16 protein-coding genes are annotated in these 15,358 nt (G+C 67.7%); 5 read left to right on the top strand and 11 right to left on the bottom strand.

Translation table 11 applies throughout. From position 1 onward, the window contains the following. Positions 1-24 precede the first annotated feature (24 nt). Together JVH1_RS16460 and JVH1_RS16455 are read right to left on the bottom strand one after the other, a co-directional pair. Positions 25-654: a class I SAM-dependent methyltransferase gene (locus JVH1_RS16460; RefSeq protein WP_009760491.1), complete on the bottom strand. Its 630-nt coding sequence runs from the start codon at positions 652-654 to the stop codon at positions 25-27. An 88-nt stretch (positions 655-742) separates the two neighbouring features. Then, entirely contained in the window at positions 743-1,510 is a 768-nt protein-coding gene (locus JVH1_RS16455) for an SDR family NAD(P)-dependent oxidoreductase (protein ID WP_005562584.1), read from the bottom strand. Between the two features lie 168 nt (positions 1,511-1,678). On the opposite strand from JVH1_RS16455, the gene JVH1_RS16450 reads away from it, so the two are divergent. Further along, entirely contained in the window at positions 1,679-2,026 is a 348-nt protein-coding gene (locus JVH1_RS16450; protein WP_043780504.1) for a hypothetical protein, read from the top strand. 9 nt (positions 2,027-2,035) lie between these two features. Here JVH1_RS16450 and JVH1_RS16445 read toward each other — a convergent pair whose 3' ends face one another. From JVH1_RS16445 to JVH1_RS16425, 5 genes are all read right to left on the bottom strand, one after another. Beyond that, a complete protein-coding gene (locus tag JVH1_RS16445) occupies positions 2,036-2,383 on the bottom strand; it encodes a UBP-type zinc finger domain-containing protein (RefSeq protein WP_009477078.1) in 348 nt (115 codons plus the stop codon). After that, complete coding sequence (locus JVH1_RS16440) at positions 2,376-3,824, bottom strand: ATP-binding protein (protein ID WP_011596526.1); 1,449 nt, start codon at positions 3,822-3,824, stop codon at positions 2,376-2,378. The genes JVH1_RS16445 and JVH1_RS16440 overlap by 8 nt, the downstream gene beginning before the upstream one ends. A 13-nt stretch (positions 3,825-3,837) precedes the next feature. After that, complete coding sequence (locus JVH1_RS16435; protein WP_009477080.1) at positions 3,838-5,514, bottom strand: FAD-dependent oxidoreductase; 1,677 nt, start codon at positions 5,512-5,514, stop codon at positions 3,838-3,840. An 82-nt stretch (positions 5,515-5,596) separates the two neighbouring features. Further along, positions 5,597-6,307 carry a TMEM165/GDT1 family protein gene (locus JVH1_RS16430; RefSeq protein WP_016884395.1) on the bottom strand — a complete coding sequence of 237 codons (711 nt, stop codon included), beginning with the start codon at positions 6,305-6,307 and terminating at the stop codon, positions 5,597-5,599. A 275-nt stretch (positions 6,308-6,582) separates the two neighbouring features. Next, complete coding sequence (locus tag JVH1_RS16425; protein ID WP_005248897.1) at positions 6,583-7,110, bottom strand: hypothetical protein; 528 nt, start codon at positions 7,108-7,110, stop codon at positions 6,583-6,585. Between the two features lie 199 nt (positions 7,111-7,309). On the opposite strand from JVH1_RS16425, the gene JVH1_RS16420 reads away from it, so the two are divergent. Beyond that, entirely contained in the window at positions 7,310-8,659 is a 1,350-nt protein-coding gene (locus tag JVH1_RS16420) for a membrane protein (RefSeq protein ID WP_009477082.1), read from the top strand. A 3-nt stretch (positions 8,660-8,662) separates the two neighbouring features. On the opposite strand, the gene JVH1_RS16415 is transcribed toward JVH1_RS16420, so the two are convergent. Together JVH1_RS16415 and JVH1_RS16410 are read right to left on the bottom strand one after the other, a co-directional pair. Beyond that, the gene (locus tag JVH1_RS16415; protein WP_009477083.1) at positions 8,663-10,102 is read right to left on the bottom strand and encodes an amidase; all 1,440 of its coding nucleotides are present in this window, start codon (positions 10,100-10,102) and stop codon (positions 8,663-8,665) included. Positions 10,103-10,217: 115 nt separating this feature from the next. Next, positions 10,218-10,841, bottom strand: coding sequence for a superoxide dismutase (locus tag JVH1_RS16410; protein WP_005248891.1), 624 nt, complete (start codon positions 10,839-10,841; stop codon positions 10,218-10,220). Positions 10,842-11,099: 258 nt separating this feature from the next. On the opposite strand from JVH1_RS16410, the gene JVH1_RS16405 reads away from it, so the two are divergent. Both JVH1_RS16405 and msrA read left to right on the top strand, forming a co-directional pair. Beyond that, complete coding sequence (locus JVH1_RS16405; protein WP_009477085.1) at positions 11,100-12,293, top strand: acyltransferase; 1,194 nt, start codon at positions 11,100-11,102, stop codon at positions 12,291-12,293. After that, entirely contained in the window at positions 12,253-12,963 is a 711-nt protein-coding gene (gene msrA, locus JVH1_RS16400) for a peptide-methionine (S)-S-oxide reductase MsrA (RefSeq protein WP_043780509.1), read from the top strand. The genes JVH1_RS16405 and msrA overlap by 41 nt, the downstream gene beginning before the upstream one ends. Before the next feature lie 9 nt (positions 12,964-12,972). Here msrA and JVH1_RS16395 read toward each other — a convergent pair whose 3' ends face one another. Together JVH1_RS16395 and JVH1_RS16390 are read right to left on the bottom strand one after the other, a co-directional pair. Continuing rightward, positions 12,973-13,440: a DUF1772 domain-containing protein gene (locus JVH1_RS16395; RefSeq protein WP_009477087.1), complete on the bottom strand. Its 468-nt coding sequence runs from the start codon at positions 13,438-13,440 to the stop codon at positions 12,973-12,975. 3 nt (positions 13,441-13,443) lie between these two features. Then, the gene (locus tag JVH1_RS16390) at positions 13,444-14,274 is read right to left on the bottom strand and encodes an NmrA family transcriptional regulator (RefSeq protein ID WP_009477088.1); all 831 of its coding nucleotides are present in this window, start codon (positions 14,272-14,274) and stop codon (positions 13,444-13,446) included. 81 nt (positions 14,275-14,355) lie between these two features. On the opposite strand from JVH1_RS16390, the gene JVH1_RS16385 reads away from it, so the two are divergent. Further along, positions 14,356-15,297, top strand: coding sequence for an AraC family transcriptional regulator (locus tag JVH1_RS16385; protein ID WP_009477089.1), 942 nt, complete (start codon positions 14,356-14,358; stop codon positions 15,295-15,297). Positions 15,298-15,358: the final 61 nt, after the last annotated feature.

Raw genomic sequence — 15,358 nt, 5'->3', positions numbered from 1 at the left:
GCGGTCGACGAGTCCCTGGACTCCTCAACCGCGCACGGGTGGCGAAGCCGCAACTCCGAGAGAATAGGCGCCGACGATCTTCGGCGCGGATGTCTCGTAGAACCGGTCGAGGTCCCGGACGTCGAATCCGGCGTTCGTCACCAGGGTGGGAATGTCGCGGGTGAGGTGGCATCCACCGGCGACGGCCTTCTGGATCGGTTCGAGCCGGCGCTGCCACCGCTGGACGTTGGCGTCCGGGGCGAGACCGTGCTCGACGAAATGCAGTGTGCCGCCAGGTTTCAGGACACGTCGGACCTCCCGGAGTGCGGCGTCGACATCCGGGATGGTGCACATCGTCCACGTCGACAGTGCGGTGTCGAAACTGTTGTCCGGGAAGGGGAGTGACTGGCCGTCCAGACCGGACCGCTCGACCGGTGTCGTCGACGCCGCCAGACGCTTGCCCGCCAGCTTCCAGCCGAGGTCGGCCGGTTCGACGGCGCTCACCGAATCGACGGCGGCCGGGTAGAACGGGACGTTGAGACCCGACCCGAATCCGATCTCCACCACACGCCCGTGCAGACCGGCGCAGACGCGTCGCCGCGTCGGCTCCGTGAACCTCATCCCGCAACTGATGTCGACGAGCCGCGGAACGATCCGGTCCGAGTAGAACCCCATGCCCACCTCCCAGCGAAGGGCGCTTCGCGCCCCGTGCGCGGTTGAAGAGTCCAGAGACTCGTTAACCACGCACGGGTGGCGGAGCCGCCTACCGCGGCGCCATGCGCAGAGCGCCGTCCATACGAATGGTCTCACCGTTGAGGTAGTCGTGTTCGACGATCATCTGGGCGAGCTGGGCATACTCGGCGGGCTGACCGAGGCGCGAGGGGAACGGCACGCCCGCTTCGAGGCCCTTGCGGTATTCGTCGGTGACGCCGGCGAGCATCGGGGTGTCGATGATGCCGGGGGCGATGGTGTTGACGCGGATGCCGAACTGCGCGAGGTCGCGGGCGGCGGGGACGGTCATGCCGTGCACGCCACCCTTGGACGCGGAGTACGCGATCTGCCCGATCTGGCCCTCGAACGCGGCGACGGATGCGGTGTTGATGATGACGCCGCGCTGCCCGGACTCGTCGACGGTGTCGGTCTTGGCGATGGCGTCGGCGGCGAGGCGCATGACGTTGAACGTGCCGAGCAGGTTGACCGTGATGACGGTGCGGAACAGTTCGAGGTCGTGGGGGCCCTTCTTCGACAGGATGCGCCCGGCCCAGCCGACGCCGGCACAGTTGACGACGATGCGCAGCGGCAGACCCGATTCGACGATCTTCTCGATAGCGGCCTGGACCTCGTCGCCGCTGGTGACGTCGGTGGCGAGGAGGGTCACGCCGTCGGGGACGTTGTCGCCGGCGCGCTCGATGGACTGCTGCAGGTCGAGTCCGAACACGGTGGCTCCGGCGTCGGCGAGGCGCTTGGCGGTGGCGGCGCCGAGGCCCGAGGCTGCTCCGGTGACCAGTGCGGCGGTTCCCTGAATTTCCACAGTTCGCATCCTTACTTTCCCGGCGGCCTCCATTGGCCGACCCTGGTGACCTGCACCATAACGCCCGCTCGGTGTGACGGCAGCAGCGAGGGAAATGTGGTGGGCGGCGGACCGGGTAGTTTGTCTTCTCGCGCGGATCAGGGGACGCGCAGGACCGTAGGGGGACGGATGAGCGAGGACCGGCTCGAAGTGGATCGCGACGCGTTGGTGCGGTGCATCGCCGCGTGCGAGGTGTTGGCTGCCGACATGCAGGACCTGCGAGAGCGAGCGCATCGCGAACTCGCGCCCGGGAGCTTCGGTCTCGGCGAAACCCATCTGCGGTCGGCGGCAGACCTGGCGGCCCGGTTCCGGGCGACGGCGATCGGCGGCCAGGGCGTCGCCGTCGAGAACTCGGCGGTCGGGACGTTCGCGGCGCACGAGCGTTACGCGCTGGACCTGAAGGCGACGTTCGAAGCGGCGCTGGCCCGGTACGACGAGCAGGATGCGGCGACGGCACACCGCCTCGAGCAACTCTGACCACTCGCGTCAGTGAATGTGCGCCTGCCAGTCCGCCGGAACCCGAGGGGCGGGACCGGGGACGGTCTGGTCGATCGGATGATGTTGCGGCGGGGCAAGGTCGGGTCCTTCGAAGGCAATCTCGGTGGCGTAGTTCCAGAACCAGATCTCGCCCGGTTCGAAGCTCCGCACGACGGGGTGCCCGGTGTCGGCGGCGTGCTTGGTGGCGTGCTGCTCCGGGGAGGTGTCGCAGCAACCGATGTGGCCGCACTGCGCGCACCGGCGCAGGTGCACCCACCACCCGCCGTCGCGGTCGCACTCGGCGCACCCCTCTCCGCTCGGCGGCACGCTCGGGTCGATTCCCTCCAGCTCACCCATCTGAGGCTCCTTCTGCTGCTGCGACTTCGGGTTCGATCGGGATGCGGACCTGGAACCGGGTGTCGCCCGGTTCGGACTCCACACGCAGGTCGCCGCGATGCTTCTTCACGACGATCCGCCACGAGATGTCGAGGCCGAGTCCGGTTCCCTCACCCACGGGTTTCGTCGTGAAGAACGGTTCGAAGATGCGCGACCGGATCTCTTCGGGCACACCCGGTCCGGTGTCGCCGATCTCGATGAGGGCCATGTCGCCGTCGCGGCGGGTGCGGACGGTGAGGGTGCCGTGGCCGTCCATGGCGGCGACGGCGTTGTCGATGAGGTTCGTCCACACCTGGTTGAGTTCCGCGGCGTACGCCGGGATCTGCGGCAGCGTCGGGTCGTACTCTTTAACCACCGTGACGGAGTCGCCGATCTTGCGGCCGAGCATCACCAGCGAGCTGTCGAGCAGTTCCCGCAGATCGACGCGCTGGTAGGGGGCGCGGTCCATCTGCGAGTACTGCTTCGCGGCGTTCACCAGGGTGGACACCCGGGCGGTCGAGTCGGCGATCTCGTTCATCAGCAGTTCGGTCTCGATGGTGTAGTTGAGCCAGCGGATCGCGCTCTCGACCATCGATTCGTCGTCGACGCTGGCGACGATCCGCTCGAGCCACGGCACGTCGAGACCCGCCTGCACGAACGTGGGCGCCAGGTCCCAGCCACCGGAGACGCCGTGGTCGTCGAACCAGTCGCCGAGTTCGTCCTCGCGGTCGGACGCTTCGAGCGGGGTCAGCGTCGGCGCCTTCGCGACCAGTTCGGCTGTCTCCTCCTGCAAACGGATCAACGTGGCCAGCGCCTGCCGGTCGTACACGCCCGAGGCGATCACGCTCAGTTTCTGCCGCATGTGCGACACCCGGTCGCGCAGCGACGCCGTCGCCCGGACCGCGGCGGCCGCCGGGTTGTTGAGCTCGTGGGTGAGCCCCGCCGACAGCGACCCCAGCGCGAGGAGGCGTTCCCGCTGATCGACGACTTGCTTCGCGTTCTGGCTGCCGAAGAACAGCCCCTCCAGCAGGTGTACGGCCATCGGGAACCATTCGCGCATCAGCTGCCCGAAGCGGTCGGCGTCGAGGACGAAGAACCTCGACGGGGCGGTGACGCGCATCGACGCGGTGTACGTCTGGGGTGCTCGGTCACCGAGATACGACTGCCAGGCCCCGGAGTACACGCCGCGCTGGGACGTCCGGCTGAACTCGATCTCCTCGCCGCCCGACAGCTTGCTCAGCACGAGCTCGCCTTCGATCAGCACGTAGAAGCACGTCGCAACCTCACCTTCCGCGAACACGGGGCCGGGTTCGATCAGTTCGACGTGCCCTTTCTCGCACAGCTGCTCGAGCTGGTGGTCGGTGAGCTTCTCGAAGAGGAACAACGTCCTCAGCTCGGGGGGATTGCACGGGAGTTGGCTCATGGTCTGCCCCTGGTCACGGTTGGCCGATGTAGCGGTGGACGAGCATCACGGCCATGGCGCCTTCCCCGACCGCCGACGCCACCCGCTTCGCCGATTCGGAGCGCACGTCACCCGCCGCGAAGATCCCCGGGACGCTCGTCTCGAGGTGATGGGGGAGACGGTCGAGGGGCCAGCCGCTCGGCGGTTTCCCGTCGACGACGAGGTCGGGTCCGGACACGACGAACCCGTTCTCGTCCCGCGCGACGACACCTTCGAGCCACTCGGTCCGCGGGATGGCGCCGATGAACAGGAACAGGAACCCGGCGTCGACGGTCTCCTCGTCGCCGGTGGCGTTGTTGCGCAGCCGGACCTTCTCGAGGTGACCCTCGCCCTCGACGCCGATCACCTCGGTGCAGGGCCGGACGCGGATGCGCGGGTTCCGTTCGATCTGCTGGACGAGGTAGTACGACATCGAATCCTCGAGCGACTGCGCCCGGACGACGATGGTGACGGACCGGGCGCCCCGCGACAGGTAGACCGCCGCCTGTCCGGCGGAGTTGGCCCCGCCGACGATGTAGACGTCCTGGTCGGTGCAGCGGGCGGCCTCGGTGACGGCGGATCCGTAGTAGACGCCGCGACCGGTGAGGTCGTCGACTCCGGGAGCGGGGTGACGCCGGTAGGAGACGCCGGTCGCCAGGATCACCGTGTGCGCGTCGATGGTGTCCCCGTCCGCGAACCGGACGGTCCGCGCCGATCCGTTGACCTCGAGCGCCACCACGTCGCGGGTGGTGATCAGTTCGGCCCCGAATCGGGTGGCCTGCCTGCGGGCCCGCTCGGCGAGCTGCGCGCCGGACACGCCGTCGGGGAAACCGAGGTAGTTCTCGATGCGGGAACTCTGACCCGCCTGCCCGCCGGTCGCGGTCCGTTCGATCAGGGCGGTGCGCAGACCCTCCGAGGCCCCGTACACGGCGGCGCCCAGACCGGCCGGTCCGCCGCCGACGACGACGAGGTCGTAGAAGTTCTCCGACGGGTCGGTCCGGAGTCCGAGATGCCGTCCCAGTTCGGTGTCCGACGGCTCCACCAGGCATTCGCCGTCGGAGCAGATCACCACGGGCAGGCGCCGGCCGTCCTCGCCTGCGGCGGTGAGCAGCCGCCCGCCCTCCGGCTCGTCCGACATGTACCAGCGGTACGACAGCTGGTTGCGGGCCAGGAACTCGCGCACTTCCGAAGACCGCGGCGCCCAGCGATGACCCACGACCTTCGTCTCCTCGGCGGGGTGGTGATCCGACGACGCCCACGCCTCGAGCAGCGCGTCGACCACCGGGTACAGCTTCTCCTCGGGCGGGTCCCACGGTTTGAGCAGGTAGTGGTCGAGGTCGATGACGTTGATCGCCTCGATGGCCGCGTCCGTGTCGGCGTAGGCCGTGAGCAGCACGCGCCGCGCGACCGGATACAGGTCCATGGCCTTCTCGAGGAACTCGATCCCGCTCATCGACGGCATCCGGTAGTCCGCGAGGATCGCCGCGACGGGATCCCCGCGCAGCTTCATCTGCTTCATCGCGTCGAGTGCGGACTCGCCGGATTCGGCGCGGATGATCCGGTACTTCTCACCGTATCGGCGCCGCAGATCGCGGGCGACCGCGCGCGAGACCCCGGGATCGTCGTCGACGGTGAGAATCGCAGGCTTGCCGCTCGCTACGGGATGGTTCACACACGCCCTCTCGTCCGTGAGAACTGCGAGGTACTCCAAGACTTCCGAGTATTGCCCGAGGGCGCGTCTTTGTCGACCGGGTTCAGTCCTGGTGCTGCATCTGTTCGGGCTCAGCCGCGGCACCGCGGCGGCGCCGCGACCACACTGCGCGACCGGCCGCACCGGCCAGCGCCAGAACGACGACGGCGGCGCCGGCGATCGGGCCGGCCACGTTGCCGGGGAGCAGGCCCTCGAGCAGCAACCAGATGCCGAACGCGAAGAACAGAACGGCCGCACCGATGCGGATGACACTCTCGGGCAGATGCTTACCCAGCACGGCGCCGACGACGATGGCGAGGGCGTCGGCCGCGACCATGCCGACGGTCGAGCCGATCCACACGCCGATCGTGTCGTGGTCGGTGGCGAGCGTGATGGTGGCGAGCATGGTCTTGTCGCCGAGTTCGGCGAGGAAGAAGGCGGACGTGACTGCCAGGAACGCCGAGCGGGTGGCCCGCCCTGCCTTGAGCTGCTCGTCCTCGCTGAGGTCGTCGCCGCGCAGCGTCCACGCACCGAAGATCAGGAAGGCCGCACCGCCGACGATGCTGATCGCCGCGGTCGGGAGCGCGACACCGAGGTAGTGGCCGACGGCGACGGACACCAGGTGGACCACGGTGGTCGCGACGGTGATGCCGGCTATCACGACCCACCAGCGGTAGCGCAGGGCGAACGTCATCGCCATCAGCTGGGATTTGTCTCCCAGTTCGGCGACGAAGATCACGCCGAAGCTCAGTAGTGCTGCGGTCAGCACGGGCATCCTCCTCCTGTGTCGGTCGGAGGATGGGGGGTGGATTCCTCCGGCCTGGCAGACGCGGGTACGTCTGTCCGGCCGAAGGTCTCGCCCACCGGCGCCGAGTGATCCGGCGGCGGTTCGCCAGGCCGGGTCCGGTGCGGTGAAGCAACGAGCCAGTATGTCGACACAGGCGATTGGGGGCTACTCCCCTTCGATGTCCGTAACGTTAGCGTGACTTATTTGAAAAGGCAAAGGCGGCAATAAGTTTGGGGCACCGACCGCAGAAACTTCGGGTACCCTCACGAGGCGAGCAGCATGGCCAAAACGGCCGTGTCGGGATCGCTGATCGGGTCGATGCCGACCCGGCTGACCATGGACGTCACCGTCCCGTCCGCTTCTGCCTCCACCCACGCCGCCCGGTGTTCCAGCCCCAGGTGGGGGAGTCCGGGGAGCAGGACGCAGCCCGACGCGGCGCCCGCGCACTCCGGGAGCGACGGGGTCGTCTCGGACGGCGGGTGCAGCATCATCAGCGCCGGCGGCTGATGATCCGCGAAGCGGCCGGGAGCGAGCGCGAACTCCCCGAGAACTGTGCCCTCGGCCACCACGAGGCCGACGGTCTCGGGTTCGGGCTCCTCCGGCAGGTCCTCGTGCGCACCGAAGACGGTCGTGGTGTGGAGCAGCCCCGGAACGCACGCCACCCGCACGGCGAGCGCGAGCAACTGGGCCCATTCCTTGGTGGTGTCGGGCCAGCGCCCGGAAATGACGAATCCCCGCAAAGTACCCGCGGCCTGGAAGGGCGAGATGCCGATGTAGCCGTCCCTGTTCATCTCTGCCTCCTCGGTGTGATGACACGCTTCGAACATGATTCGTTCTGCACACCTCGTTGGGTACTTGAAGAATGCGCCCGACAGTGCCTGGCACACAAGAGCAGGCGAGTGCTAAAGGGTCTTCACGCGGGCGAACATCTCAGAGAATCCTCAGAATCGCCACAATCTGCCGCTACGAAAGCCACCTATCCTCACCGGAATGACCTCTGAGCGCGCACGGAATTCCGCGAATCACGCCCGAACCGAGTCGACGCGAAAGGTCCTCACTTCGCGGCGCGTCGCCGCGGCCACGATGGCAGGCCTGGTCCTGGCGTCCGCGGGGGGACTCGGGTACGTGTTCCTCGGTGACAGCGCGGCAGACAGCCGGACCGTGGCCATCGTCAACACCGACGCCGGCGCCACCGTGGACGGAAAACCGGTGCGTGCGAGCGACACCCTCATCGAGAAGCTCGAGGCGAACGAGGTCTTCGACTGGCAGGTGGTCGACGCGGACGCAGCGGCGGGCGGCGACTGGTTCGCCACGGTGACCGTGCCCGAGGACTTCAGCGAGGCGGTGTCCTCGGTGTGGGGCGCGAAGCCGCGGCAGGCGACCCTCGACCTCGACGTCGCGGGTTCCGACACCGGTGCGTCAGAGGAACTCTCCGGAGTGGTGTCCTCCCAGATCGGCGCGGACGGCATCACGGATCTGCTGGCGGACATGTCCTCGTCGCGGACGCGGTTCCAGCAGGCGGGCATGACGGCCGGGTTCCTCGCCGCCGGCACGGCCGCGGCGGACGATGCGGCGCAACAGCTCACGGAGGGCGCCGACACTCTCCTCCCGTATCTCGAGAAGGCACGTTCCGGCTCGGTGCAACTGCTGGGCGCCGCCGACCAGGTGGCCGGTGTGGTCGACCAGACGTCGGGAACGGCCGACGACCTCGCGGACCGGTTGAGCGCGCTGGGCCTGACGCTGGGCGAAGCGAACGACAGCGCCACCCGGATGCGCACCAGAATCGACGAGGCGATCCGCGTTCTCGACGCCACACCCGTTGCATCGGACGTGGTCCCGTCGCTCCGACAGGTCAGTGCCGACCTCGAACTCTTCTCCGCACAGCTGGGTTCGGTGCCCGGACTGGTGGGCGGAGGAGTCGGCCCCGACACGGACTTGGGCGAACTCGTGCGCGTCGCGATGGGTCAGCTCACCGACGCCAGCAATCAGCTGAGCAGCGGGGCACGGCAACTGAACGACGGCATCGTTCCGATCGCCGATCAGGCACCGGAGATGCTCGAAGGCGCCACCTCGCAGATCGTCGACGGGTTCGCGAAACTGAAGACGTTGTCGGGGCAGCTGTCCACCGACCTCAACAACGGTGTCGCGGCGATGCCGGTGCGTACGGCGGCTCAGCAGAACCAGTTGGCGACGGTGCTCGCCGAACCGGTCGCGGTGACCCGCACACTGTCCGCGCCGTCACCGCTCCTCACCGCCGAGCACCTCGCCGTCGGCTTCGGGATCACCACCGTGCTGCTGGCGGGTGCCGTCGTGTGGATGGGCCTGCGGCGCAGGGCCTGACCGTCAGCGGGCGTCCTGGATACGACGCCACGGTGTGGCCTGCTCGAGCTCGAACGCCAACTCGAGCAGCGTCCGCTCGTCGCCGTGGTCGGCGGAGAAATGCGACGCCAGCGGCAGGCCGCGGGACGTCTCGTGCAGCGGCAGCGAGATGGCCGGTCCGCCCGAAGCGTTGTTGAGCGGCGTGAACGCCGTATAGGCGATCAGCTTGTCGAAGAGCTCCTCGAAACTCTGTGTCGGCGAGAGGTATCCGAGCTCCGGCGTCGTGTGAGCCAGGGTGGGCGACAGGATCACGTCGTACTTCTGGAAGATCTGCGCGTACTCACGGTACGTGCGCCGCAACCGGTAGAGCACCCGCGGAGTCTTCGCGATCTTCCTGCGGTACATCGCGGCGAGTCCGCGCGTCAGGTTGTCGGTGGCGTCGCGGTCGAAGTCCGGTCCGAGCATCCGCTTGCCGTTGCTGGAGATGACGAACGACAGGAATCCCCAGTAGATGCAGAAGTCCTCGACGAACGAGGAGTTCACCGGCATCGGGCACTCCTCGACGTGGTGCCCGAGGTCGGCCAGCAGATCGGCGGTCGCGTGGACCGACTTGCGGGTCTCGTCGTCCGTGCGGGAGGCGGTGACCGAGTCGACCACCACCCCGACCGTCAGCCGGGTGCTGCTCGGCCCCTCGACCAATCGGATGGGTGGCAGCGCCGGATTGCGGTAGTAGCGTTCGGCGGCCGCCATCCACTGTGCGGTGTCCCGCACCGAGCGGGTGACGGCGCCCTGCGCGATGATCCGGATCGGCAACGTCTTGTCCATGGCGTCGGGGACCGTCCGCCCGCGGGACGGTTTCAGGCCGACGAGCCCACACGCGGCCGCGGGAATGCGGATGGATCCGCCACCGTCGTTGGCGTGCGCGATCGGCACGACACCCGAAGCGACGAGCGCGGCCGAACCACCCGAGGACGCTCCCGGCGAAAACGCGGGATTCCACGGATTGTGCACGGCCTCGGCGTCCATGAACTCGGTGGACGCGCTGAACCCGAACTCGGGGAGCCGGCTCTTCCCCAGCGAGAGCACACCTGTGGACAGGTACTGCGTGACGAAGTCGCTGTCGACCGGGGCGGGCTGCGCGGCGAAGGCGACGCTGCCGTGCTGCGTGGGCAGGCCGGAGACGTCGACGTTGTCCTTGACGACGGTCGGCACCCCCGCGAAGGCGCCCTCGTGCGGGCGGTCCGCCTCCGTCAGTGCACGGTCGAAGTCGGCGAACGCCAGGGCGTTCAGGGCGGGTCCGACGGATTCGGCGCGCGCGATCGCCGCCTCCGTCACCTCGCGGATCGACACCTCTCCGGAGGCGATCCGTGCCGCGAGGCCAGTGGCGTCGAGGTCGCCGAGCGCGTCGTCGCGGAATGCGTGGACGACGGTGTCGTCCCGGGCGGGGTTGCTGAACTCGGTCACTTCCGAAGCCTATTGGACGCTCGGCCTGCTCGGAAGGAATTCCGGACCCGAAACGAGCACGGGCGCACGGACACACCCGAGAGTGGTCCGTGCGCCCATGGCTGCGAAGAAGAAACTAGACGATCAGGCCCGCGGTCTGCGTGCGTGCCTTCTCGAAACGAGCGGCGACGTCCGCCCAGTTCACGATGTTCCAGAAGGCCTTGACGTAGTCGCCCTTGACGTTCTGGTAGTCGAGGTAGAAGGCGTGCTCCCACATGTCGAGGAGCAGCAGCGGCGTGAGGCCGATCGGGATGTTGCCCTGCTGGTCGTACAGCTGGACGATGAGCAGGCGCTGGCCGATGGAGTCCCAGGCCAGGATGGACCAGCCGGAGCCCTGGATGGCGTTGGCGTTGGCCGAGAAGTGGTTGCGGAACGCGTCGAAGCCGCCGAACTGGTCGTCGATCGCGGCAGCGAGCTCACCGGTCGGCTTGTCGCCACCGTCGGGCGAGAGGTTGTTCCAGAAGACGGAGTGGTTGGTGTGGCCGCCCAAGTGGAAGGCGAGGTTCTTCTCGTGCAGGTTGACCACGGCGGGCAGGGTGTCCGACTCGCGGAGCTCGGCCAGCTTGTCGAGGGCCGTGTTGGCACCGGTCACGTACGCGGCGTGATGCTTGTCGTGATGCAGTTCCATGATCTTGCCGGAGATGTGCGGCTCGAGAGCTGCGTAGTCGTACGGGAGTTCCGGCAGCGTGTAAACAGACACGAGGGTCCCTTCATCTATGGGCGTGTGAGCCCTTGTGTTTCCGGGTGCCGACGACACGTGGGCACGCGTCTGACACCCGCCTTTGGCGAATCGTTCTCGGGTATATACCCAATCTCATTGGTACACCCTGCGCAACAGTTGGGGTCACCGAGCGATTCCCTCACAGGAAAGTTCGGGCACCCGAAAAAATGCTGACGAGGTGACACTGGATGTCGTGAGAATTCGTCCGACCGGTGAACGGAACCTTAAGCTGACGCGATGCCTTCGCTGATACCTGTTGCAGATTCGCATGCGGCCGCGCCGCGTGTGGAGCTCACGGGCGCGAATCTGCTCCGCTTCTTCGCAGTTCTGGCCGTGATCTACTCGCACATCTCGTTCTATCTGATCGACGACCTCGGAACCGGATGGTGGTTCATCGACGTCGTCTATCAAATCTTCATCGAGCGGGGCGGTCTCAACCAGCATCTGTCCTTTCTCGGGGTCGCCGTCTTCATGATGCTGACCGGGGTGTTGATCACCCGTTCGGCCATTCGTCACGAGCCCGGGCAATTTCTGTTCAACCGGCTCGGACGAATCCTGCCCGCATTCTGGGTGGCCGTTCTCGCCGCGATCGTGCTCGTCCGCCTCGGCATCAACGGCATGTTCAGCGGCCAGGACGGGGTGTCGAATGTCGACGCGGCCCTGAGTTTCGTGCTCGGCGGTTTCTTCCTCAAACCCGAGGTGGCGGTTCTCGGGGTCACCTGGACCCTCGCCGTGCAGATCTGCTTCTACCTCGCCTGCGTGGCCGCGCGCCCCGTGCTGCGCACGCTGCCCATCGCGATGCCGATGGCCGGCGCCGCGGTCTGCGCGCTGATCCTGCTCTACAACCTGTACGCGCCGCAGCCGTACACGGTCCCGATGCTGTCCAAGATCGCCGCGACGCTGCCTGCCGTGTTCCTCGGGCAGATCATCTACCTCGGCTGGGCGCGACTTGCGGACTGCCGGTGGATCGTCGTCGCCGGGCTGGCCCAGGTCGAGGTCATCCGCCTCGCCACCGACTTCCGCGTGTACTGGGCCGGCGACCACTACCTCTGGACATTCGCCGTCGTCACCGCGTGCGTCGTGCTGGTGGGCCGATACGACGGTCCCGCGGCGCACTGGGCCGTCGTGCGGTGGACCGCGACGCGCAGCTACGCGATCTACCTCGTCCACACCCTGATCCTCTACCGCGTGTACGAGCACACGGTCGGCTCGTTCGGCGAGACCGGGGCGGTGATCGCATTCCTCGTGGTGACGGCACTCGTGTCGGAGGCGCTGTACCGGTGGGTGGAGATCCCCGCGACGGGGTGGGTCACGGCTCGCGTCGAGCGGATGCGCGCACAGTCGGCGCTCGCGCGGGAGGCCACCCCGGCACCGCGCGTAGCATCGAATCATGTCTTGGTACGACGAGCTTCTGGGTCGAGCAGCCGCTAAGTCCGTGATGGTCACCGCCGAGGATGCCCTCCCCGGACGTAGTCAGCCGATTCCCGTTCCGGCGACGCACTTCGTCAACGGTCACCCCCTGCAACCCCCGTTCCCCGAGGGCATGCAGACCGCGGTGCTGGGCATGGGATGTTTCTGGGGCGCCGAGAAGGAGTACTGGCAACTCGACGGCGTCTACACCACCGCGGTGGGATACGCCGGCGGCTACACGCCCAATCCCACCTACGAGGAAACGTGCTCCGGTCGCACCGGGCACACCGAGGTGGTGCTCGTGGTCTTCGATCCCAAGGTGATCTCGTACGCCGAGATCCTCAAGGAGTTCTGGGAGAACCACGACCCCACGCAGGGCATGCGGCAGGGCAACGACCAGGGAACGCAATACCGTTCGGCCATCTACACGATCGACGAACAGCAGGTGGAGATCGCCGAGGCCACCGGTGAGGCCTTCGAGAAGAGGCTCGCCGAAGCCGGATACGGGGCGATCACCACGGAAATCGCCCCGCTCACCCAGTTCTACTACGCCGAGGACTACCACCAGCAGTACCTCGCGAAGAACCCCGGCGGTTACTGCCCCGTGCACGCCACCGGCGTCAGCTGCCCGGTCGGTCTGCTGAAGCAGGACGAGGTCCCGGCGCAGACCGACATCCTGCCGCCCTCGTAGTCCCCCGTCTCAACCGCGGGTCGCGGACCACGTGAGCACCGCAGACGCCGCGACGGCGCTGACGGTGCGCACGTGGTTCCACCCGGTCCATCCCGACACGTAGTCGCGCCAGTACGCCGCCGAGTCGGCAGCGGTGGGGTCGATCGCGTCCAGCGCGTTGTTGTGCGGCACGTGGTAGACGATGGTCAAGACGATCCCCACGAGATACAGCGCGCATGCGATCACCGCGTAGACGGCCGAACCGTCGTGCCGCACCACACTGACGACCGCGAGCACGATCGACGTCAGTGCGGTGCCGAACAACGCCGTCATGAACCAGAAGTTCGGCGCCTCGCGGTTGATCGCATGCATCGCCGCGATGCCCTGAGCCGGTTCCAGGCGACCGAGCCCGGTCATGATGAACGTGGAGAACGCGAACATCACGCCGCCCACCACGCCGGCGCCCACCGCCGTGACGATCGTCAGATAACGCTCCATCGGTCAGACCCTCCAGACACCGGCCGCTGCTGCGGCACGGACGTAGTCGGTGAAGTCGCGGGGCGCGCGCCCCAGTGCGCGTTCCACCCCGTCGGTGAGTGATGCGTTGCGCCCGTCCAGCACTTCGTCGAACAGGTAGGTGAGCAGGCCGATCGCATCGGACGGTACCCCCTGCCCGGCGAGTTCCGTCGAAGTCACTTCGGAAGTGACTGGGGTGTACCGGATTTCGCGACCCGTTGCCTCCGAGATCTCGGCGACGGCGTCACCGAACGACAGCAATCGTGGCCCGGTCAGTTCGTACAGTTCGCCGGCGTGACCGTCCCCGGTCAGTGCGGCGACGGCGATCTCGGCGAGATCGTCGGCGTCGACGAAGGGTTCGAGCACGTGCCCGTCGACGGGCAGTGCGAGCTCGCCCGCGAGCAGTGAGTCGAGCATGAAGCTCTCGCTGAAATTCTGGCTGAACCAACTGGACCGGAGGATCGTCCACTCGGCTCCCGCCTTGCGGATCGCGAGTTCGCTGCGCTCGGCCTCGGTTTCGCCGCGACCGGAGAGCAGGACGAGTCGCCGGGCGCCGTTCGCGACGGCCAGGCCCGCGAATTCCTCGACGACCTCCGCCGCTCCCGGCACCGCGAGATCCGGGTAGTAGGCGATGTACACCGAGGTGATTCCTTCCAGCGCAGGACGCCACGTGTCCCTGTTCTCCCAGTCGAACGGGGGACGGCCGGAGCGGGAACCGCCCCGCGCGGGTACTTCCGCGGCGGCGAGCTGGGCGAGGACGCGGCTGCCGATCTTGCCGGTGCCGGTGAGGACGAGTGTGTGCGGTGTCGTTGTCATGTCTTTCAGTCAAGACGCCGGCGCTGAGACTTTCCATGGCTGAAACGCGCTGATCCATACGCGAGCGTCTACGCTGGATGTGTGGATCCTCTCGCCGGTCTCATCAGTGGTCCCCGCGCCGCAGGCGCGTTCGTGCTCCGCTCGATCATGGAACCGCCGTGGTCGCTGCAGATCGACGACCACGCGCCGCTCAGCCTCGTCGCGATGGGTCGGGGCGAGGCGTGGATCCTTCCGCACACCGGCGACCCGGTGCAGCTCACCGAGGGTGACGTCGCGATAGTCCGCGGACCCGAGCGCTACGTCGTCGCCGACCATCCGGACACCCCGCCGCACGTGATCATCAACCCCGACCAGAGTTGCACGACCCTCCGCGGGGAACCGCTCGCCGAGGCGATGGACCTCGGCGTGCGCACCTGGGGAAACAGTGCGGACGGCCGCACGGTCATGCTGACCGGGACGTACCAGACCCCAGGCGAGATCAGCATGCGACTGCTGACCGCGCTCCCGGAACTCGTCGTGCAACGCCGCGCCGACTGGGACTCGCGGCTGGTCACCCTCATGCACGACGAAGTGGTGCGGGACGAACCCGGACAGGAAGCGGTGCTCGACCGCCTGCTCGACCTGCTGCTGATCGCGGTGCTGCGCGCCTGGTTCGCGCGGCCGGCGGCCGAGGCGCCGTCGTGGGTGCGGGCGCAGAGCGACCCGGTGGTGGGCAAGGCGATGCGCATCCTGCAGAACAACCCCTCCCGCCGGTGGACCGTGGGGTCGCTCGCCGCGGAAACCGGCATGTCGCGGGCAGCCCTCGCACGACGGTTCACGGACCTCGTCGGAGAACCGCCCATGACGTTCCTCGCCGGCTGGCGGCTGTCCCTGGCAGCGGATCTGCTCCGCGAACCCGACGCCACGGTCGCGTCGGTGGCCCAGCGGGTGGGGTACGGGAGCGGATTTGCGCTGAGTGCGGCGTTCAAACGCGTGCGCGGAGTGAGCCCCAAGGAGCATCGTGAGATGGCGGGGAGCAGATGAGTGTATTACGGCACAGTGCCCAAAGACACACCGGATTAACTTGATCTTGTTTGCCTTGCGT

Source organism: Rhodococcus sp. JVH1 (genome assembly GCF_000280725.2).
In the GTDB taxonomy this organism is placed as follows: domain Bacteria; phylum Actinomycetota; class Actinomycetes; order Mycobacteriales; family Mycobacteriaceae; genus Rhodococcus_F; species Rhodococcus_F jostii_A.
The sequence above is the reverse complement of the archived record's forward strand: the minus strand, read 5'-3'. Positions and strand labels throughout refer to the sequence as shown.